The sequence below is a fragment of the uncultured Bacteroides sp. genome (assembly GCF_910586915.1).
Classification (GTDB): Bacteria; Bacteroidota; Bacteroidia; order Bacteroidales; family Bacteroidaceae; genus Bacteroides.
In genome coordinates, this window is sequence record NZ_CAJULN010000010.1 from 20809 (window position 1) to 42044 (window position 21236).

Here is a 21236-nt window from a genome sequence, read left to right on the forward strand (position 1 = left end):
TATTGTTAGTGAATAAAAATTCTACGCAAAAGTAAGCATTATCACTTGAATAATGAACAGCCGAATGAAAAATATAGTGGAAAAAGGCTTAAATCCTCCGCCCGAATCGGGCGCAGAAGCCAAGCCTATATGAAATTGTAATCTCTACCTTGCAAACATCAGCCAGAACGGGTTCAATCGTGAAAATCGTTCTCCCATTCGGCCAATATAGCCTTGAAATCGGCAAGCATCCGCTCAAAGTCGTAATCTACCTTCTTTTTCAGCCGGTCCGCCATGCGGCACAATGCCGACAGGATATATTCACCCAATTTCTTTTTCTGTTCGCTATGACTCAGTTCGCTGAATTCCTTCTCTAAAGTTATCACTGCTCTCACCCTTCCCGTATCTGCCCGAAACGGCCCGAGCTCCAAACGGTTACGCAGAAGGTATCCATTCTTCTCAATCTCTTGTTTGGTAAACATGGCCAGCAATGCCGGATACAAATCCTTTTGTTTCAGATTCAGTTTTTCGTCGGCGATGATGTAGTTGCATTTACAGAACCGATGGTCGTAATAGCTATAGGAACAATGAACAGTAATCTGATTCACAGCCGTGCCGTATAATTCGGGGCGCATCCGCTCATTCAGCCGCACTTGCAAATCCTTCTCTACGCTTTCAATCACAGCTTTCGAGTTGTCATAACAATTACTGATGCCGCGCACAATCCACACGGGATTTTTAGGAATCCAGTTTCGCTGGCTGTCAAGTTTCACATTCCGCACAGCTTCTTCCGCCCCTGTTTCCATCGTATATCCGTTTTTCCTTTTTGACCAAATGGCTTCGGCAAAACGGGGTTCTCTGTACTTATTTATAAAACAAGTTGACGGATTGCCATTGAAAACACATCCTTTCACCGCTTCAAGCGCTTCATGGGTCCCCCAACCTATGATTGCCAGACTCTCGCAAATCCGGACTGCACGATTCCACTCTTCTGCATTCTTGTAATGCGCATATAAAGAAAATGCTGCCAATAAATCATGCCGCCATTTGCCGACATCGCTTTGAGCTTTCAGGAATGCTTCAAGTTCGGCCAGCTCTTTTATTTCAAATATTCTGTCCATTGTCTTTTTAATAGGCTACGAAGATACAAATTTTGGCAACATTCTAAAATCATTCTCTTTTTTTTCAGCAAAACCTTTTTCCGTTTCATGGAAATGTATTACCTTTGCGCACTGAAAAATGACCATTACACTATTTCTTACCAAAATAGTAACAAATATAAATTAAAAAAACAGATACTGAAATGAAAAAAGGCCTTCATCCAGAATCGTACCGTCCGGTAGTATTCAAAGATATGTCAAATGGTGATATGTTTTTGTCAAAATCAACTGTAGCAACTAAAGAAACCATCGAATTCGAAGGTGAAACTTATCCGTTGCTGAAGATTGAAATCTCTAACACTTCTCATCCGTTCTATACAGGTAAATCTACGTTGGTGGATACAGCCGGTCGTGTTGATAAGTTCATGAGCCGCTACGGTGACCGTAAGAAAAAATAATTCGTTCTTTCGTTAACGATGAAAAAGGGGATGTCCTGCATGGGATATCCCCTTTTTTCATATTGACTTCACGGCAAGCAAGAGCAACCCCGTTGCATTGCTGAAAGAATTCTATCGGCAGCCTGACCGGATTCACTTTTCCCGCTACTCTTTTTGCGTTCCACTATAGTGGGACGAACGGAACACTGTAGTTGTCCTTGCGTTCCACTATAGTGGAACGCAAAGGCAACTGTAGTGGAACGAAATAAACATACCCGGCAAATCGTCTCCCGAAGGGCAACCGGCAAAAAGGAAATATCAATAGAGACGGTAACTGCTAAAAGAGCCGTATCAAAACTCTGTTTCGAGTAATGATACGGCTCTCACTATGGAGTGAAGTTGAGCGTCGGCACAACTCCGCGGTTTCATATCGTCCTATCTTTCACTTTGACTGGAACGTCAGGTCTATCACATACGACTCCTTAAACATCTTCTTTGCAAACTTGCGGATGTCGGCAGGCGTCAACCGCTCCAATATCCTGTCAAAATTTTCGGGGGCGGTGATGTCGATACCTTCCGTATAATAAGCGGCAAGGGCAGCCATCCAATATGCGTCAGAGTTTCTCGACTGTTCGTCGTTTTTCCGCAGATTGGCAACCACCTTTGCAAACTCATCCTGCCCAGGTGCCTCTTCGGCAAGACGTTCCGTTTCGGCGTGTACCAACGACTTCAAATGGGCTTCCCGCTCAGGCGCGCAGTCGAATATCATGGTAAAAGAGTAACGCGATTCGGGAAGACGGGACGAAGTAGCATTGATATTGATTCCATATGTGCCTCCCTCCTTCTCGCGGATGTTTTCCGTATAGCGCAACTGCAAGATGCCGCGCAACAGGCTTTGGCAAATGTTATGGTAAGGTGTATTTTCCAACTTCGTTGAAAAATTGGTGACAACAGTGGCTTTCGGGGTCTCCCAGTTGAGCCGGATGTTTTTCACTACCTTCCCCTTTGCCGGCAATTCGCGGTGCAGAGTACGCTTCTCTTTGCGGTGCTCGGAGCGCAAAGAACCGATGTATTTCTCCACCATCTGACGGGCGTTTTCCTCCTTCAGATTACCCATGATAAAGAATACGAAATCGCTGGCGTCCTTGATACGGTCGGAATAGACATATTTCAATCTTTCCAACGTAATCTTATCCAAGTATGCTTTATTGAAAGCCGGGAAACGGGGACTGTAATTGTGCAAAATCTGTTGGAGCGAATCCCGCATCACCGTCTGCGGCTGTCCGGCATACTGCTGCAACGCTGCATAGTTGCGCTGCATCAGCGTGGCAAACAATGCTTCGTCGAACCGGGGTTTCTCGAAACGTAGGTAAATCAACTGCATGAGCGTCTCGAAATCTTCCGCGACAGAGGAGCCGCCTATCGCCTCATCCCATGGAGTGATGTTCACTTTGCATCCCACCCGCTTACCGGTCAACAGTGTCCGCAGTTCGTCGGGCGTAAAGTCGCCCACGCCGAACGAAGATACCATCGTTGCGGCATTCTCGGCTGCGGGAAGCAAGTCGATATCCTCGTAGACAGAGGTTCCGCCGTTGCTATAGGAGGAAACAAGGATTTTATTGCTCGCACTATGGCGGAACACCACGCGGGCACCATTCTGTAAAGTCCACTCTACGGCGCCAAAACGCTCCAGGGGACGCACCTTCACAATCTGTCCGCCCTGCAGCTCTGCATCATCCAGCAGTTTGCGCTGAACGCCCGAAGGGGTATTCACCGCATAAGGACGAATCTGACTGGAGTGCTCCACGCGCTCCATGATAGCCGTCATATCCTCGCGCGACAAATGTTTCTCTTTGGCTGAGCCCACTACCAGCAATGTCCGGTTTATCGGGCTGTTCCACTTCTTCGCCCTGTCAGAAACCTCCTCTACCCTAATGTCGGCAACAAGGCGTTTCACCCAACGGTAATAGTCGGAGGGACTGAGCAGCGGTCGTCCTTCCAGAAAATGTCCCTGTATCTCTTGCGCATAACGGCTGTTTGCCTTACCCCGCCTGCGACCGTTCTCCAGTGCCGTGAGCATATCTTTCTTGGCGCGCTCCAGTTCTTCGGGCGTGAAGCCGTAGCGTTTCACCCGTTCATTCTCGGTCATTGCCGCTTCCCATGCTGCGGCTTCCTGTCCGGGACGGGGAGATACATTGACATTGTATGCACAATATCCGCGTACCAAATCTCCGTAGGCAATCTCCGCATGACGGAACGGAGCGTCCGGACGACGTGCCAATTCCGCAATGCGCGTCCGCATCATCGAATTAAAGAACGAGATAATCAGACTCTCGCGCAGATAAGCCACGCGATTGCGTTCGCACGCCGGGGTGTCGTTCAGCCGGATGGACAGCCCCAACGAAGAGCGGGCGGCTTCCTTGTCCGTTGCCAGCACGTAGCGGGGCGTATCGTTGTCGGGTATCGAAAAGAACGGACGCGGCTCCGGATTCTTCACAGCGGGAATGGCGGCAAAGAGCGTCTTCACCTTTTCTTCCATCCGGCGCGCATCGAAATCGCCCACAATGGCAATCGCTTCCAAATCGGTGCGATACCATCGGTGATAGAAGTCGCGCAACGACTGTGGAGCAAAGTGCTGAATGACGTCCAACGTTCCGATGACATCCCTGTCGGCATACCGTGAGCCTTGATAGAGCACCTGGTTTGTCTTTTCCTGCATCCGCACCGCCGACGTTCGGCGGGTGCGCCACTCTTCGACAATCACCTTGCGTTCTGCGTCAATCTCTTTCTCTTCCAACGACAGGTAGTAAGACCAGTCGTGCAGTATCAACAGGCAGGTGTCCAGCAAAGATTCGCTTTGCGTAGGCACGTCAGTGAGTTGGTAAACTGTCTCGTTGTGCGACGTATAGGCGTTGATATTGCTCCCGAACGCCACACCGTGTTTCTCCAGTCCCGAGATAATACCTTTACCGGGAAAATGCTTCGTTCCCTGAAAAGCCATATGCTCCAGGAAATGCGCCAATCCGTTCTGCTCATCCGTCTCCAACAGCGAACCGGCATTGCGAATCAGGTAGAAGCCTGCACGGCGGGGCTGGTCGCCGTTGTGGCGGATATAATAGGTAATCCCGTTAGGCAGCCTGCCTATGAGCACCGCCGAGTCGACAGGCAGCGTCTCTTGCCCGCCAACCACCGCCGACTGTGCGCGTGCAGCGGTCAGTGAGGCCAAACAAATACATATGTATGCGATTATTTTCTTCATGAAATTGTCTTTTGGGGTGTGCACGAAGATGCTTATTTCTTCTCCTCTTCCTTGCCGTCACCTTCGCCGAAAGCGGGGGCACCTGCTAAAATCTGCTTCACGCGGCTTACCATTTCCTCGCCGCGCAGGGAGAAGGAAATGACTCTTCCTTCGGGGTCGATCAGGATGGTCTTGGGCACTGCCGTCACTCCCAGCATACGGGCGGCGGGCGAACTCCATCCCAAGAGGTCGGAAGCGTGCGTCCACTCCTCCTTGTCCATCTGATGCGTGCGGATGGCGTTCTTCCAGTCCTTCTCCTTGTTGTCCAAAGAGAAGCTGACAATCACAAAGCGGTCTCGGTCGGCCTGTGTTTCATTGTACAACTGTATGAGGTAGGGAATCTCCCGGCGGCAGGGGCCGCACCACGAAGCCCAAAAGTCCAGCAACACATATTTTCCTTTGAAATCTTCCAGCGTCTTGCGCCCGCCTTCAGCAAGAGGAAGCGTGATGTCGGGCAACTCGCCGCCTACTTTCAACTCCTGCGCACGCACTACGTTGCTGAACGAGCGGTAATACGGGTGCTTCTTCAACTTAGGCGACAAGGATTTCAGCATACGCTGCACATAGGCCTTGCTCAATGTCGGATAAACCTCTTTCTCCAGCATCAAAGGCACCAACGGCGAATCGTTGTGTTCGAGCAGAAAACGGAGTTGCGCTGCAGAAGCGGAAACCATTGCCGCCGCGCCGACACTTATCCACTCTTCCTGATTTTCGGGACGGCTCATCCATTGCTTGAACGACTCTCCATGTTTCTCCTGCCACACGTTCAAGGTGTCGGTCTGCTCCTTGATACAAAGCCGACGGATTTCCTTATACTGGTTGTACAGGTCGTTGGTCGGCGTTCCCTTTGCCATTCCTCCTGCGGGAAAAGCGGCATCCGGAATGCGCACTTCCACTGTGCCCGGCTCCACAAACAGTTGCACGTTGCCGTTGTCGAAACCAGTCAGAAAATAAAGCAATTCCGGCTCACCCTGTTTCAGAGAACGTGTAAAGGTGAAAGTACCGTTCACCGGCTTCACGGAATCGACATTAATCATGCGTTCGTACTCGTCCATCTGCGTCAGGTAAATCTTCTGTATCCGTTGCGGCGTATGGCGCAGCGAATCTTTCAGCATACGTCCTTTGATGACACACGTATTCTCTTGTGCCTGCACCCCGCCCATACAGGCTACCAGGCAGGCTGCGGCTATATAACACTTGCGTAACATTCTCTTGCTTCTTTTTATTCGTTTCTTATTCATACGTCTCCACTCCCTCAATAATTCGCTTCACCTTGTTGAGCATCTCTTCGCCACGCAGATTGAAAGCCACCACTTCTCCTTTCGGATTCAGCAGAACCGTGTGAGGCACTCCCTGCACGTTGAACAGCGACACAGCATCGGACGACCATCCTTTCAAGGTAGAAAAGTGAATCCAGTTCTTGTGTTTCAACTCATTCTTTTCGATGCTGTTCACCCAATCCCGTTCCTTGCTGTCGATAGAGTAGCTGAGTATCACAAATTTATCGTTTGCTTCCGAAGCTGTCATCGCCTGCTTCAAATAAGGAAATTCGCGACGGCACGGTCCGCACCACGAAGCCCAGATATCCAACAGTACATATTTTCCTTTATAGTCGGAAAGGGATATCTCCTTGCCTTCCGGCGTCACTCCTGCGATGTCAGGCGCGGGCGAACCTACCTTGAGGTTGCTTGCCTTGATTTTATTCTCCAGTTCACGATAGACGGGATGCTGTCTCAGTCGCGGAGAGACGGCACGCAGCAACATACGTTCGACCGTTTTCGGCTGGAACAGATGGTAGCTGTCGTGCTTGATGATAAACAAAGCCGCTTCGTTGTCGAGGTGATTGCGCAGGTATTCCAGCGCCACCACTTTCTGCATCACGGTGTTTATATTGAACACGGAACCCTGATAGTCCATCTGTTGCTCTAGATTGTTCTTCACCTCTTCGGGCAGCGAATTGAACAGATTGTTCATGCGGACTTTCGAATCCTGCACATCTTTTGCACGCACCGCATAGTAGCCGTTCATCACATCGTTGCAAGGCGTACCGCTTACCTTTGCCGACACGGGATAGTGGGCATCAAACGGCTGCACCGTGATGTTGCCCGGCTCGAGCAATAACTGCACGCTTCCGTTATCGAATCCGGAGAGATAGGCGGCCTCCACAAAGCGGGGAGCCTTGCCCTCGAAGCGGAAGGTCTTATTCTTTACAACGGCAGAATCCAGTCTGACTTCCTTGCCGTCGGACTGGCACGCCAGATAAATCATGCGGACCGCTTGCGGAGTGAAGCGCAACGAATCGCGTGTCATCTCACCAGTAATGACATACTTGCCGCCGTCTTGTGCCAGGCAACCGACACCTGCCAACATCCCAACGGCAACCGAAACTATTATTCTTCTCATATAAAAATGAATACTTTATCTGTTTTAATTAAAAAGCAACCGAAGAAACGGTTACTTTAAGTTATCTTCCAAGTATTTAGCCAGTTTTTCTCCTCTCAGATTGGTGGCGACAATGCGGTTTTCCTCGTTGAGAACAAAGATGGCGGGAACGGCGCTCACACTGTAAAGCCGTGCCACATCGCATTTCCATCCTTTCAATGAGGAGACGTTTATCCACGTCAGCCCGTCTTTGGCAATGGCATCCTTCCAACGTTCCGGCTTGTCGTCGAGCGAGACGCTGATAATCTCCAGCCCCTTGTCGTGATACTCCTCGTAAGCCTTTTTCAGAGCGGGATTGTTCAGGCGGCATGGTCCGCACCACGAAGCCCAGAAATCAAGAATCTTCACCTTTCCTGCCACCTTGCTCAGCGTCACTTCCTTGCCTTCCGGAGTACTCAGCGTAAAGTCGGGGGCAAGTCTCCCCTTCTCCGTCTGCTCCATCCGTTCATAACGCTCTTTCAAAATACGGCCACTGGGCGTCTGCCTGGCACCTTCGCCCAACGATTCGTACATCTTACGGCTCTGCTCGGCGCCCGCATCGCGCATCTGTGCATTTTCCAGATAAGTATGCGCCGTAATCAGGTCGTCGTGCTGTCCCAAAAAGTCGTAAGTCTCTTTTCTTGCCTGTTGCTCCAAAAGCTGAATCGAATCGTTCAGCGCACTGGCACTTCTGAATTTATTTTCAGCAACCAACGTCTGGTGTCTTTGCTTCATTGCGCTTATCTTCTGGCGCTGCTCGGTGGAATACTTCAAGTATCCCGTCCAGGCGTCCTGTAACTTGCCGCCCCGGATGTAGGCCTCCCGCCCATTGGTAAGCAAAGCAGTGTACGAGCCGCCCGGCTCTGCCATGAAGGGGAATCCTCCCGAATAGTTCTCTACAACGATATGTGCCACCACCGGTTCGTCACACTTACCCTCCAACACAAAATCGGGGGCTTGGAAAAGGGCAGTGCCCAGCGTATCCACCCGTTTTTCGGAAACCGGAGCCAGCATATACAGGCGCCCCGATTCCACTCCTTTAATCTGTCCTTTCACAGTCACATTGTTCTGTGCATATGACATATGTCCGCAACTTGCCAAAAGCAACGTTGCCATTAATGTATTTTTCATTCTCTATTTATTGCAAAAGTGTTTCTATAATACGTATATATTCCTTGTTCCGGTTGTATTTCTTCTTATACTCCTTCACTACATCATCTATGCGGTCGAGATTCTTTCCGCTACGGATAAAGTTGCAGATAATCGTATAAAGCACCACATCCCTTACATCGCCTGTATAGAATGCAGCATACGCGCGGTATCCCTCTTCGAAGGAAGCGGGGCGCGTATAGGTTGCGCCCGACTCGTGCGCCTTCTTCTCGTTGACGAAGAACATATAGCGCATCAGCATCCCGATATAATCCTGAGACAGCAAGGCGTTCTTGTCCGTGCGCAGGCTGTATCCGTCCATCACCGACCAGTAATCGCCGATTTCCTGTTTCTCAATCGGCAAACGGCGGGTTTCAGCATACATCACCGGATATTCCATAAACGAATTATATACGCTTCCTTCGATGTCTGCCAAGACATAGCTGCTCACTTCGGGACGAATCTCCTTGCCGGCTTTTTCCAACAACTTGCGGCTCTGCTCCAACAGCATCCGTGATGCTTCGAAACGTTCTTTCGGCTTCACATCTACGGCGATGCAGGCAAGAAGCTGCGATTTATAGCGCATGGTACGTTTCAACTGTTCGATGTCGCGCAGCAGGCGGTTTTGCGCCACCGCTTCTGCTGTTCCGCTGAACTCTACAGACTGCACCTGCTTGCCTTCGTAACGAAGGTTGACGTGCAGGCTGTCGCCCGGCATCAGCAAAACAGTTGTCCTGCCGTTGATGGCAAACGTCACCATCCGGTCTGTATCAAACGAGTAAATATGCTCCTCACCGGGATTGGTATGGAACTCCTGCCGGAGCAACGGGGTCTGGAAACAGTCAAAATAGACCATCTCTGCCCGATAACCGTAGATTTCGGCACTTAACACAGTTTTCTTAGCTTGTACTGTCTCCCATGCTACACTACACAACAGACAAACACATCCTATTAAAATTCTTCTTATCATATACATTAATCTATTCGTTATTTCTTGGTTCAGACTCAGTTCAGAAGGCTACCCCCAACGACACCTGCCATGTATTCTTGAGGAAGCTGTTTTTCTCAGGAATAATAAAGGCAAAGTCGGCACGTAGCATACTGTAATGCGCGCCGCAGCCGATGGTGCCATAGCGTTGCATACGGTTGTTTTCTTCTCCATAGTGGTATCCGCCGCGTACGGAAAACAACTTGAACGCCGTGTATTCCGCTCCGACGGCACTCTCCCAGCAACCGCCAGGCCATACGCGGTAGCCCACTTCGAGCGTGCCTTGCAGACGGTGGTTGTCGTTGAATGCATAGTCGACACCTCCTCCGGCATTCACTTTGGCAGGCTGCTTATACTTACCGTATCCGTAATCCATTTTCGTACCGAAGTTGGAAGCCTGCAAACCCAAGTTCCAACGGGCGTCGTCGTTGTTGCGCCAGGCCTGTTGGTAATAGACACCGAGATCGAAAGCCACCCCGTTCGCCACCGCATTGTCAAAAAGAGCGGAACGTACGAAACGTGCCGTTGCACCTACGGACAGTCCTTCGGTGAGCTTGCGTGCATATCCCAAGTCAATGCTCCAGTCCTTGGGGGTATAGACCGCACCCGCGCGCTCCACTTCCGGACGGTTGATGTAGCGGAAACCCGCCTGGATTCCCTGCTTGTCGTCCAACTGGTAATGGCCTGCCAAAGCGTGCAGATTGCTGCCCGAAGCCAATTCGCGCATCCAGGGCGTAAAACTGTAGGCCACTTCCGCCTTCTGGTCCGAGAAAACATTCTTGGCAGCATTTCTCCAAATGGAGAATGCGTTTGCCGAAGAAGCCACCCCACTGTTAGCCATTCCTACACCGCGCACATCGGGCGTCAGTTCGGGAAACAAAGCCGCTCCGTTATCACCCTGTCCAAAGGTAGCGGTTGCTCCGCACAAGAGCAACATCATCAAGCCATATCTTATATTTTTCATACTCTTACAGTTTTATGATATTCTTAGTAATCGTTTTATTGTTGCACGTCAGTTTCACGACATACATACCGCCGCTCAATCCGGAGATATCGACTTTGCCGGGAGAACTGAGCGAGATATTCGTCACTTGTTCGAGCACCAAGTTGCCGAGCGTGTCGTATATCCGTGCGGTCACCTTGCCACTGAAGGTAGCACTTGCACCAATCGTCAGTTCGGTGTTCGTGTTTTCGATGCTTACTTCCGTATGTACTTCGGGCAACAGGCGAACGGTGAAAGCGGTAGTGGTAGTCTGTACGTTGAGGTGCTCTTCTCCTCCTACTCCCTGGTCGGTCACGGAGAGAGAAACTTTGTATGAACCGGGCTGAATATCCTTGTTACGCAGAGAGAGAGTGAGTTTCCCATCTGCGAAAGTCTGCTTAAAGATGCCGGCAGGGTCGTCCACTTCATAGGTGAGTCTGGCTGCATCGGTTTCCTTGTCGCTCAGTTCAAACACGTAGTTCACCTCTTCGCCGTAGTAAAGCACTTTGTCGGTCTCTACATCCAGTCCTTCCGAAACCAACTTGATAACAGGCGGCCAGTTCATGGCTCCCGTCAAAGCACCGTACGCATTGACACAACCTACGCCAATCATTCCTTCGTATTCGGGATTGTATTCTGCAATGGGAGTGACATTCTGCAACAGGCGATGTTTCACCTCTTCGGCAGTGAGTCCGCCTTCCTTGTCTTTCAAGTAAGAGACCACCAACGCTGCTACTCCCGCCACTACGGGCGAAGCCATAGAGGTGCCGACCATAGGTTTGAAATCGTTATTGTTCACCGTACTCCAGATTGCCCAAGTACTCCAATCGTATTCGGCAGGAACTTCATCACCACCACCGCCGGGAGCCGAGATAGACACCCACGAACCGTAATTGGAGAAACTACTTTTCTGAAAACGGGGATTTACACTGGCTACGGATATCACATGATTCAAAGAGGCGGGAATTACCGCATCCTTCTTCACGCCGTCGTTGGCAACAGCCGCAATCACCAAGCCACCTTTCATCGGGCCTACCTGATTGCCGTTTTCATCACAACCTGCATATTCCACAAAATAGTCGACAGCTTCCTGAAAAGCCTGTATGGTTGCTTGCCCTGTACCGACATGATAGCTGTTATTGCAAATCACCGCTCCCATATCCGCCGCATATTTAATGGCGGCAGGGCCGTAAGAAAAGTCGCAGGTCATGATGCGAACTCCCTGATTGTACATCGGATAACCACCACCAGCTATACCTGCAATACCATTAGGATTGAAATAATTATTGGTAACTGTAGATGCACCAATTATTCCCGCTACGTGTGTTCCATGACTTTTATCATCGCTGAGAATGGTATTGTTGTTTACTCCCAATCCATAGTAGTCGCCCACATAGCCGTTGCCATCGTTGTCTACATAGCCATCTTCATCCTCCTCGTCATTTCGCCACATACACTGATTCAATTCCATGTGTCTAAAATCGACAATCTGATCAATCACAGCCACAATTACATCCGAGCTTCCCGAAGTCAGTTCCCAAGCATCCAGAATCTTGATATCCGCACCTTCCATCATACCAATCTGACCTGTATTGTGCAAATACCACTGAGAACCGAAATAAGTATCCTTAGGCGGATTCACCGCAACAGGCACCACCTTGCCCACAGGCTCCACGCAAGCCACATTGTCTAATGCGGAAAAAGCATCCACAGCCTGTCCCACGTTGACGGCTTCGTCAAACTTCACTTTATACCACAGGTGCAATCCTGCTTTTCTGGTGCGCTTCTCATACTTTCCGGCAGGGAACAGGCGTTCCATCTGCCGCATCTTTATATTCGCGGCGGCGGCATCCAAATCTTTGTTGCCGGTTTCCACCTCACCGCTACGAGTAGCCACTACTTGCAAATCTTTGTCCAGTTGCTTGAACTTCACATAGACCTCTCCTCTCACAAGCCCTTCTTCGTTCATCCATGAAGACAAATCATCTTTGGGCACTTCCGGAGTGATGTAATCCTGACAAGCAGTCAACGCAAGCAACAGTAAGCTATATAATAATGTACGTTTCATAATCACACTAAATTTTATTCTTTTTAATTAGATGCTGTATTACGGAATGAGAAACAGAAGTCTTTGATGGCTCCGAACCCTGCAAATTTCTTCACGCTATCTTCCTTTAAGTCTCCGGCAATGGTAAGTTCAATCTGATGCAACTCCCATGTGCCGTCTTCTTTCTCTACAGCCATACCCAACATACGCATTTCGTGAGGGCGTCCTATGTTCTCATTCAAGATTCTGAATTTCATCTTTGAAATCGTACCTTCCGCATCATAAATCTCCACCGACTCTCCATTGCTGACATTGCAACGATAAAGTTTGCTTCCTGAAATGTAGAAGAATTGCTGCAGAAATGCATACGGTGCTGTGGCAAACTGAGAAACCGCATTGCCGCCCACCAACTGTCCGATAGCATCGCTGCGGGTCACTGCATACTCTTTATCATCATTCCGTCCTAAGTGGTAAACGACGTAATCCTGCGTATCCTTGTGACGGGCGATGGCGATACCCAATGAATTCTTACTCTCGTCTCCATCACCATACTCAGGTCCCATCCACACAATCTCCGTGTCATTAAGCCCTTCTACATACTGATAGATAAAATTCAATTCAGCCTTGCCACCTCTGATGTCTGCGTATCCAAACGCCATTTCTTCATTGTCCCATATGGCAATCTGTCCGGGTTCGCCCAAATTATGACCAAGCACTCCCGTGAGATAAGGGGTCTTGTAAGGTTCAATCATCTCATATGTTTCACCATCGTAGCAATAGTGCATTTGTCCACGTTCGTCCACAATGACGGTAGAAAGACACGCCACGCTTCCGTCGATACCATTCACCAGCGAAAGTTTGGTGGCCTCTACCACACTCGGCAACTTCATAGCGGTCATGGAGAGCGTACTGGGTTTTGTCCGCCAAACACCATTTTTTGACATCAGTTGCAGAATTTCCGGATTTACGGTATTCTTGCGGTCTAACGTAGGAGAGTAAATCAAATGCGTTGCATCGCGGATTACTTTTATATCTTCCGACTTGGAAAGACCCAAATCGCCATATCCGTCAAAAGAGATGATGGAATTCACAGAATCGGGTTCTTCTATTACCGACAACTGTTGTACGCCTTCTTTTTCATTCAATACAAACCAACTGTTGATATAAGGTTGCGATGTATTGATACTCAAAGATTTGTAGAAACTTACATTGGTAAGTTCATCGGTCACGCTAAACACTATGCTGTAAGAAGTCGCTGTATTGGCAGGAAACTCCAATTCCAATACTTTGTCTGTAGTAAAAACAGCCTTTTCGCCTGCTTTGGTCACTTTCCACTCATAAACGAGATTCTCCTCATTCTGAGCCATCGTCTGCGAAATGACAGGAGTATAGACAACTACTACATCAATAGGCGATTGCTTACAACGGCTGCTTCCCATTTCGTTAATCACAATTTCATTTCCTCCTTTGATGGCTGCCTTGATGGAGCATTCCACCTCATTAATTTCTTTATAGTCGTAGTTACCTTTATCATTGTAACATCCGGCAAGCCCCCCCATCAGGAGGAGAGCTGCCAATAGCCATATCTGAATATTTTTTTTCATATCATTCAAGTTTATTAGTTACCGGGGAAAGTTGCCGGATATTCAAACGGTTCGGGGTTAGATGATGCATAACGATTCATAAATGTTCTGTAGTTTGCGTTATAAGCCTCTACCAATTTATTGTACACAGTTTCTCTGTTATAGAACGGCCAACCATTTCCCAAGACGCCTTCCTCCATATTACCATAACATTGCGGTAAAAGCATCATCCATGTAAACACTAATTTCGATTCAGAATACTCACCCAAATATTTATATTTATCCCAATAAGAAGGCTTAATCAGAGATGCGTCCAGTACCGGGAATACAATATCCTTATCTCCTCCCTGTTTCGCTTCATACCGGAATATGATATTCCATTGATTCCACACTGTCCATTGATTTGGAGTACCATAATACTGAGACATAACTCCCTTCACTAAATTTTCTTTTTTCTCGTTATATTCACCCAAGAACGACAGATTCCACCATGCAGGCAGTACTATCGGCAATTCAATCATGGTGTCCGGATGTGTTTTGTTGTAAGCTGCAATCGCATTTTTAATGTTTGGCATATAAGATGCAGAGAAACTTGCATTGGAAAGTTGAGGATTCTTTAACTGAGGAATCCCCTTCACCGGTTCCCAAGAAGTATCTCTGTTATATTCAAACAGTGCCTTTACAATCACATCTCTTTTGATTGAAGAAAATTCGCCAAACAATTCCTGACGCATTTCCCACCATTCGGGCACCAAATTATCTTCGGGGAACGATAAGCCCAACGGAGCACCGGGATGAGCCGTATTATAAGCATCTATATTCAAACGTATTACGGAAGGCACATATTCCCATGCATCTTCGGGCACATTGTTCAACTTGCAAGTTTCAAAAATTGTTCTTGTCACAAACTCCTGCTTATCAATAGCCCATTCGCCCAAAGCCTGATTGTTCCACCATCCGGCACGACTTTGATTGACCGGGAACTCATAGCCAGCATCCGCCGCCACTTTTTCGCGGAAAATAAGGTTCCAATAGACAAGTTTATCGTTTTCCAACAACTCTTCCTCGCCCATGACGCTCCGTATGAAGTCAAACTTCTCGCGGGAATAAGCTCCCAATATATTTGTTTCGACATCTCCTGTCCACCACACTGTCTTAGGCATATCGGGAATTTCAGTGGCAAAGCGTGCCGCCATTTCCGGATGCTCTTTCAGATAAGCAACCAACTCCTGGTTGTATTTATCGGTCTTGTTCCACATATAGTCGTTGCTACGCACAAACGGAAGTTGTGAATAGGTCAGCATAAACGCATACTTCTCCTCATCGAAAGCTCCCAACCACTCTTCGCGTGCATCCCAGTCATCGGGTTTCTCATATACGTCTTTCAATGTTACTTCGAGCACGTTTTGTTCCGTCACACCTTCCTGGAAGAAGGGGTTATCTTCCGTATCAATCGTAATACCGAAGCGATAAGTGCCGCGCATAAATTCGCCCCGTTCGTTCTTCGGGCGCACAATGGTGAACTTGATGGTATCCCTCACCTGTTCGGGAGCCACGCTATAGTAAGGCTCGAAGATTACTTCGGGAACAAAGTCGCTCTCTTCATCTTCCAGTTTTATCGCTTTCAGCTTATAAGGACGCTCGTCGGGAGAAGGGAATCCCTGTATCTGCATATAGATTTTCTCGTATGTGTATGTCTCCAGATTGTCACCGTAGTAATAGGTTTCTTCGCGTTCGTCGCCCTTTTTCCTCTCCCGATAGGTGGCGGTAGCGAAATTGAAAATGCGCTCCAAATCCGAAGCATCACCCGGAACCAGTTTACTGTCTTCGCCCGTGTAGAATTGCAGGCCATCCTTTTCCAGACTGTAACGAATCAAATCGTCTTCTCCGCAAGCGGTAAGCAGTCCTGCCAATAAAAATAGATATATATTTTTTCTCATTGCTTATTCATTTTAATGAAACCAAAATCATTCCTGTGCTCCCACTCCGTATTCTATCTCGTCGTCCGGCGTAGGCAACACGTAGTATTTTGTCATAGACGGTATCGTGGTGGGACAACGCCAGAAGGTACGGTAGTTGTTACGTTTCAGGAAATAGAACCACTGTCCCTCAGCGAAGAATTCTTTCTGATACTCTTCGTTCAACGCATCCCGGCGGGCCTGTTCGTTGTAGGCGCTATTGGCTACCAGATTGTTGGAACGCGAGATTCCGCGTGCGTTGCGCACCTGATTGATATAGGTGACACTCTCTTCAAGACTGACACTTTCGGCCAGGATGTAATACATTTCCGACAAACGAATCAAAGGAATCTTCTCTTTATATTCCACTTCGCGTCCCAGATACTTGCGGCACATTCTTCCGTTTTCTCCATGTATGAATCCGTATCCGTTTTTGTAACGGATGTCATTAATACCTATATTCTGCTTGTTGAATACCTGTTCGCAGTTTTCGTTGGATATATAAAGTTCGTTGGCATATCTGGTCAGTTCCGCCCAGTCGTTCTTTACTTTCGTCTCCATATCGTCGCGTCCCAATCCGAAAATCGTCTCTTCGTAAAGAGAGACATCTTTGGTATTGTCCATTGCAAGCGTAAAGCCGCATCCGTCAATCACTTCCTTAGCCTTCAACGCAGCATTGGCTTTGTCGCCAATCCATAAATAGACACGTGCCATCAAGGCTTTCACCGCCATCTTGTTCATGCGGTGCTTGCGGTATCCCAAGAATACATCGTCGAGGTTGTTCTGGTAGTAGAGGTTGTCGTCTTTCAACAGTTCTTCCGCTTCCTCCAAATCGTGCAGAATGTTCTGGGCAATGCGGCTGGCGGGCAGCAACGACTTTGCTTCGTCGTTAAACTCCGTACGCCAGGGCAGACACGCCATTTCCGGGTCTTCGCTATAGATAGGACCGTAGAGACGGAGCAGGTCGAAGTAATGAAACGCACGAAGTCCTAAGGCTTCCCCTTTCATCAGTGTCCAGTATCCGTCGGTGGTGACGATGTTCCTGCCTCCGTTTTCAAGGTTTTGCAGCAGGTTGTTGATGTTGCCGATGGTACAGAAGAGGTTTACCCACAGATCGTTCACCATATCCTTGGCACTTTCGTTCTTCTTGTAGTCGTAGCGCTGTGCGCGTTGTTCTTCGGTAGGGATGTTGCTTCCGTAGTTGTCGTACCGTTGCACCAAGAATTCCACCGAACCGTATGTCATGCTCTTACCGTATGTTTCGTCCAGCGTCATACGTGCGTAGATACCTATAAGGGCACTCTTGTAACCAAGTTCGCTATTGAACAGTTTATCGCTCTCCACCTGGTCTTTCGGGGTCACATTCACCCAATCGGCACAACCGGCAAAGCCGGCAGCAAAGAGTACCATACTTATCCCTATAATTATATTCTTTATCATATTTTCTCCCTCGATTAGTTAAACAATAAAGACACAGACAGGTTGAAACTTCTTGCATAGGGGTAATCCAGCCCTCGCTCCTGTTTCACTGTAGAAAAATGGAAAATATCCTGCATGGAAGCCGTGAGCGACATACTCGCCACGCGGCAAGTTTTCAGGAATTTGATTTGTTTCGGGTCCAGACGATACCCCACAGAGATGGAGTTCAACGCAAATTCATTATATTTCTGCAAGAAACGTGTGCTGGACGGGGTGTTCTGGCTATACAGCCCCATTCCTTTATACTTGGCATAACGGTTTGTCGTGCTCCAACGGTCGGGTCCACCCGCACGGCGGTCTACGTTGTTGGATATTTCGGCATTCTCGATTTTATTAATCAATGTCTCGTTCACGCGGTCGGCTCCCAACTGGTAGGTGAAAGCCAATCCGGCTGTCAGTTGTTTCCAGGTGAGCGAAGAACTGATGGCACCGCGAATCTTCGGTTCCGTATCTCCTACGGCAATCTTGTCTTTGGGATCCCACACAAAGGTTTTCTCTCCGTCGCGTGTGAGGAACAACTCCTTGCCCGTGGCAGGGTCGATACCCAACGAAGGAACCAACTTAATCACGGAAGTAGACTGTCCTTCTTCATAGACGGGCGGTGTGCCGTTGCGTTCGCTCAGGTTTTTCTCGTTCATCTTCTTCAGTTCGTTGGATAGCTTCTTGATAACGTTGCGGTTATGGGCAGCATTGATACCTACCGACCACTGAATCTGACGCTTGTAATCATTAATCAGCAGACTGCTCAGAGAAAACTCTACACCTTCATTCAACACGGCACCCACGTTGCGGGTAACGGAAGCAAAACCGGTAGAAGGCTGTACGTTGTTCTCCAGCAACATCGCGTCCGTATAATTATGGTAGTAAGAACCTGTAAAGTTCAGTCTGCCGTTCCACAAGCCCAATTCCGCACTCGCTGTCTTGCTGGTGGTTTTCGACCATCCCAAAGAAGGATTGCCCAATCCCATAAGCTGCGCTCCCAACGTATCACCGGAGGGATAAGGGAACATCAGGTCGGAGTAGGAATAAGTCTCTTTTGCCTGATAGGGCGAGTAACTTTGCGAACCGGTGGTACCGATGTTGACATAGAGTGCCAAGTTGGAAACGGGTGTGCCTTTCAGCCATTTCTCTTCGTGCATATTCCAACGCAAACCGGTAGACCAGAAAGGTGCCATTCCCGTATCGTTACCAAACTGTGAGGAAAGGTCGCCGTGCACATTCACGTCTACGGAGAAACGCTGGTCGTACATATAGTTGAGCGAACCGAGTACGCCCACACTACGCTGTGTACTCTCGCTGCCGGATACGCGGTCTTCCATCTTATGTGCATACAAGAAGTCGGTCATGTTGTCGTTGGGGAATCCTTTTGCCGAGAGAACTACACCGTCGCTCACACGGTTGGATACGTTCCAGCGCGCACTGACAAACAGTCCGTGCTTGTCGCGAACGAGGTTGTAGTTGATAGAAGCATTGGCGTCCCAACTGGTGGATTCGCCGAGGTTACGTTCATAGGAACCGCGCTTGGTGATGTCCTCTTCTTTAGCAAACATGGTATGGTTGGCAGAACGGAACTGCTCGTTACGGCCGTTTGAACGGGTAAAGGAGAGTTGTCCCTGCACACGCAGATTCTCCAACAGGAAATATTCCAAAGAGAAATTGTCAATCACGCTAAAGTTACGGTTCATGTCCTTGTACGGGAACTGTGTATCGTAGAGCGGATTCGTAATCACCTGCTGCGCGCTGCCCGAAGGCATAGGCTTCGTCTCGATGATGCGTTGGTATTTACCGTTTTCATCGGTCAGGCGATAATAAGGATTCATCTTGCTGTAGGCTGAGAAAGCCCCGTAAGGAGAGTTGTTTCCTTCGGTGTTTTCGACAGAAAGAGAATTACTGATATTCAAGTTCTTATAGCGGTATTGCAGATTGAACGACAATCCCATATTCTCGCGGCCGGAGGCTTTCATTACACCGTACTGATTGCCGTAGTTCACACCCAAGCTATAGCGAATCGCTTCATCGCCGCCTTCCAGATGCAGCGTGTGGCGATGTGTCACTGCCGTACGAAGCGGCTGCGACAACCAATATGTATCTACTCCGCGCAGAATTTCTTTTTTCTTTTCATTGTAATAGTTCATCAGGCTCACCGAATTGAAGAGCCCGGCGGCACGTTCGTACTCCAATTTTTCCGAAGCATTCATCAAATCGTAGTCCGAAAGGTCGGGTACGGAAATACCGATATTGGCACTATAGCTGACGTTCAGTTTTCCGGGAGCGGGCTTCTTCGTTTCGAACACGATAACGCCGTTGGAAGCCTTTGAGCCGTAGAGGGTAGTACCCGCCGCATCTTTCAGAATCGTAATGGATTCGATACGCTCGGGGTCGATGTCTACGATACGTTGCAACGAAGTCTCGAAACCGTCGAGGATAAAAAGCGGCATATTGGGACGATTGGAATAGTCGCCCATCATCATATTGAAAGAACTGGCGCTGCTGGAGCCCAACTGCACGTCACCACGCAAATTAAACTCAGGCAAGCGGTTCGGGTCGGAGCCATACTGGTTTTGGTCTACGATGCGAAAGCTGGGGTCGAAGACCTGAAGTGCTTCCAACAGGTTATTGGGATTTATGCGTTTCAAATCTTCCGCCTTCACTGTCACATAACGTCCGGTAAATCCTGCCGCCTTACGGGGAGCCATACCGGTCACCACAACACCTTCTATCTCGTTCGCCATCGGTGTCAGTTTCACTTTCAGTTTGCTCAAGTCACGGTTGGCAAGCCGCACTTCCTCCTGCTGGTAACCCACATAGGAGAACAGCAAGGCAGTGGCGCTGCCCGGAAGCATCTCGATGTGGAACTGTCCGTCCATATTGGTAGTCACACCCACGCCCTTCTGCTCTTTCAGCACAATACTGGCACCGGCAAGAGGTTCGCCGGTCTGGGCATCGATTACTACACCTGACACTTTTTGCATGTCCTTCTGTTGCTTCACAGCTTTACGCAACACAATCGTGCGGTTAGGCTGGTAAGCTACGGTGACGGGGTGTTCTGCAAAAATGACAGAAATCACATTCCTCAGTTCCATATCTTTCACATCAATCGTCACGTTCTTAAGAAAATCCAATTCCGAATGATTGTAAAAGAAGCGTACATTAGCAAGGCTTCCTACTTTATTAAGCACTTGCTCCACAGCTTCATTCGTTGCCTTAACAGTGATTCTTGTTGTCTGATAATCCACTTGTTTTTGCGCATTAGCAACACTGCCTACGAAAAACAGCATCATTCCAAGCAGTAACAAAGAATAGCACCTCATGCCCTTTTTGTAGTTCTTTTTCTGCATAAGAAATAAATTTAATAATTAATCAATACTTGGGTTGTACACCAAAAGCTATCGTTTTTTTTAACAGGGAAAAAATCGAAGTTCGGTAAGAATTCCGAGCCAAGCCGCATTTGCAGGTTTAATAAAAAGAGTCTCTCTTTTTAATTAATAAACGTGAATAAAATAAATCCTTCACGTCAGCACTCACGTAAAATGTAGCTTTACAACTCATCCTATAAATATGTAGTTAATCTAACAATAAAGTCATGCTCTTTTCAAAATATCCGTCATATTGAAATAAAATATACCACCATGCGAATAATATTGATTTTGCAAATATAAACGTTGAAGCAATAAAAACAATACAATTTAAGGAATATTTTTCAAAAAAGCATTCCTTACGTTAATTTTAGTCATGAAAAGAGCTTTAGGATTCCATTTTCGCCCTTAAAAAGAGCATATATCCGTATAAGAGACGGGATTGGGAGCATCCGTATC

Annotated in this window: 13 protein-coding genes; 1 reads left to right on the top strand and 12 read right to left on the bottom strand. The window is 48.2% G+C overall.

Annotated elements, in window-relative coordinates; genetic code table 11:
• Positions 1 to 173: 173 nt before the first annotated feature.
• Positions 174 to 1100, bottom strand: a complete 927-nt coding sequence (locus tag QZ331_RS05880; protein WP_294628885.1) for a hypothetical protein — start codon at positions 1098 to 1100, stop codon at positions 174 to 176.
• Between the two features lie 182 nt (positions 1101 to 1282).
• Between QZ331_RS05880 and QZ331_RS05885 the strand changes: the two genes are divergently transcribed.
• Positions 1283 to 1537 carry a type B 50S ribosomal protein L31 gene (locus tag QZ331_RS05885; RefSeq protein WP_005678397.1) on the top strand — a complete coding sequence of 85 codons (255 nt, stop codon included), beginning with the start codon at positions 1283 to 1285 and terminating at the stop codon, positions 1535 to 1537.
• Between the two features lie 421 nt (positions 1538 to 1958).
• On the opposite strand, the gene QZ331_RS05890 is transcribed toward QZ331_RS05885, so the two are convergent.
• The 11 genes from QZ331_RS05890 to QZ331_RS05940 are packed head-to-tail and all read right to left on the bottom strand — an operon-like array spanning position 1959 to position 20732.
• A complete protein-coding gene (locus tag QZ331_RS05890; protein WP_294628887.1) occupies positions 1959 to 4775 on the bottom strand; it encodes a M16 family metallopeptidase in 2817 nt (938 codons plus the stop codon).
• A gap of 32 nt (positions 4776 to 4807) precedes the next feature.
• Positions 4808 to 6022, bottom strand: a complete 1215-nt coding sequence (locus tag QZ331_RS05895; protein ID WP_175631019.1) for a TlpA disulfide reductase family protein — start codon at positions 6020 to 6022, stop codon at positions 4808 to 4810.
• A gap of 25 nt (positions 6023 to 6047) precedes the next feature.
• Positions 6048 to 7217: a TlpA disulfide reductase family protein gene (locus QZ331_RS05900; RefSeq protein WP_175631018.1), complete on the bottom strand. Its 1170-nt coding sequence runs from the start codon at positions 7215 to 7217 to the stop codon at positions 6048 to 6050.
• Positions 7218 to 7268: 51 nt separating this feature from the next.
• Positions 7269 to 8366, bottom strand: a complete 1098-nt coding sequence (locus tag QZ331_RS05905) for a TlpA disulfide reductase family protein (protein ID WP_175631017.1) — start codon at positions 8364 to 8366, stop codon at positions 7269 to 7271.
• 7 nt (positions 8367 to 8373) lie between these two features.
• Positions 8374 to 9354 carry a hypothetical protein gene (locus tag QZ331_RS05910; RefSeq protein ID WP_254871796.1) on the bottom strand — a complete coding sequence of 327 codons (981 nt, stop codon included), beginning with the start codon at positions 9352 to 9354 and terminating at the stop codon, positions 8374 to 8376.
• 40 nt (positions 9355 to 9394) lie between these two features.
• Positions 9395 to 10336: a PorV/PorQ family protein gene (locus QZ331_RS05915; RefSeq protein WP_294628893.1), complete on the bottom strand. Its 942-nt coding sequence runs from the start codon at positions 10334 to 10336 to the stop codon at positions 9395 to 9397.
• A gap of 4 nt (positions 10337 to 10340) precedes the next feature.
• The gene (locus QZ331_RS05920) at positions 10341 to 12422 is read right to left on the bottom strand and encodes a S8 family serine peptidase (RefSeq protein ID WP_294628895.1); all 2082 of its coding nucleotides are present in this window, start codon (positions 12420 to 12422) and stop codon (positions 10341 to 10343) included.
• A gap of 23 nt (positions 12423 to 12445) precedes the next feature.
• Entirely contained in the window at positions 12446 to 14005 is a 1560-nt protein-coding gene (locus QZ331_RS05925) for a PKD-like family lipoprotein (protein ID WP_294628897.1), read from the bottom strand.
• A 14-nt stretch (positions 14006 to 14019) separates the two neighbouring features.
• Positions 14020 to 15924 carry a hypothetical protein gene (locus QZ331_RS05930; protein ID WP_294628899.1) on the bottom strand — a complete coding sequence of 635 codons (1905 nt, stop codon included), beginning with the start codon at positions 15922 to 15924 and terminating at the stop codon, positions 14020 to 14022.
• Positions 15925 to 15951: 27 nt separating this feature from the next.
• On the bottom strand, positions 15952 to 17382 hold the full coding sequence (locus QZ331_RS05935) for a RagB/SusD family nutrient uptake outer membrane protein (RefSeq protein ID WP_294628901.1): 1431 nt from the start codon (positions 17380 to 17382) through the stop codon (positions 15952 to 15954).
• Positions 17383 to 17396: 14 nt separating this feature from the next.
• Entirely contained in the window at positions 17397 to 20732 is a 3336-nt protein-coding gene (locus QZ331_RS05940) for a SusC/RagA family TonB-linked outer membrane protein (RefSeq protein WP_294628903.1), read from the bottom strand.
• Positions 20733 to 21236: the final 504 nt, after the last annotated feature.

Bases quoted from the DNA above. Each gene is read 5' to 3' on its own strand.
- QZ331_RS05880 (WP_294628885.1), bottom strand. From the start codon at position 1,100: ATGGACAGAATATTTGAAATAAAAGAGCTGGCCGAACTTGAAGCATTC.
- QZ331_RS05885 (WP_005678397.1), top strand. From the start codon at position 1,283: ATGAAAAAAGGCCTTCATCCAGAATCGTACCGTCCGGTAGTATTCAAA.
- QZ331_RS05890 (WP_294628887.1), bottom strand. From the start codon at position 4,775: ATGAAGAAAATAATCGCATACATATGTATTTGTTTGGCCTCACTGACC.
- QZ331_RS05895 (WP_175631019.1), bottom strand. From the start codon at position 6,022: ATGTTACGCAAGTGTTATATAGCCGCAGCCTGCCTGGTAGCCTGTATG.
- QZ331_RS05900 (WP_175631018.1), bottom strand. From the start codon at position 7,217: ATGAGAAGAATAATAGTTTCGGTTGCCGTTGGGATGTTGGCAGGTGTC.
- QZ331_RS05905 (WP_175631017.1), bottom strand. From the start codon at position 8,366: ATGAAAAATACATTAATGGCAACGTTGCTTTTGGCAAGTTGCGGACAT.
- QZ331_RS05910 (WP_254871796.1), bottom strand. From the start codon at position 9,354: ATGATAAGAAGAATTTTAATAGGATGTGTTTGTCTGTTGTGTAGTGTA.
- QZ331_RS05915 (WP_294628893.1), bottom strand. From the start codon at position 10,336: ATGAAAAATATAAGATATGGCTTGATGATGTTGCTCTTGTGCGGAGCA.
- QZ331_RS05920 (WP_294628895.1), bottom strand. From the start codon at position 12,422: ATGAAACGTACATTATTATATAGCTTACTGTTGCTTGCGTTGACTGCT.
- QZ331_RS05925 (WP_294628897.1), bottom strand. From the start codon at position 14,005: ATGAAAAAAAATATTCAGATATGGCTATTGGCAGCTCTCCTCCTGATG.
- QZ331_RS05930 (WP_294628899.1), bottom strand. From the start codon at position 15,924: ATGAGAAAAAATATATATCTATTTTTATTGGCAGGACTGCTTACCGCT.
- QZ331_RS05935 (WP_294628901.1), bottom strand. From the start codon at position 17,382: ATGATAAAGAATATAATTATAGGGATAAGTATGGTACTCTTTGCTGCC.
- QZ331_RS05940 (WP_294628903.1), bottom strand. From the start codon at position 20,732: ATGAGGTGCTATTCTTTGTTACTGCTTGGAATGATGCTGTTTTTCGTA.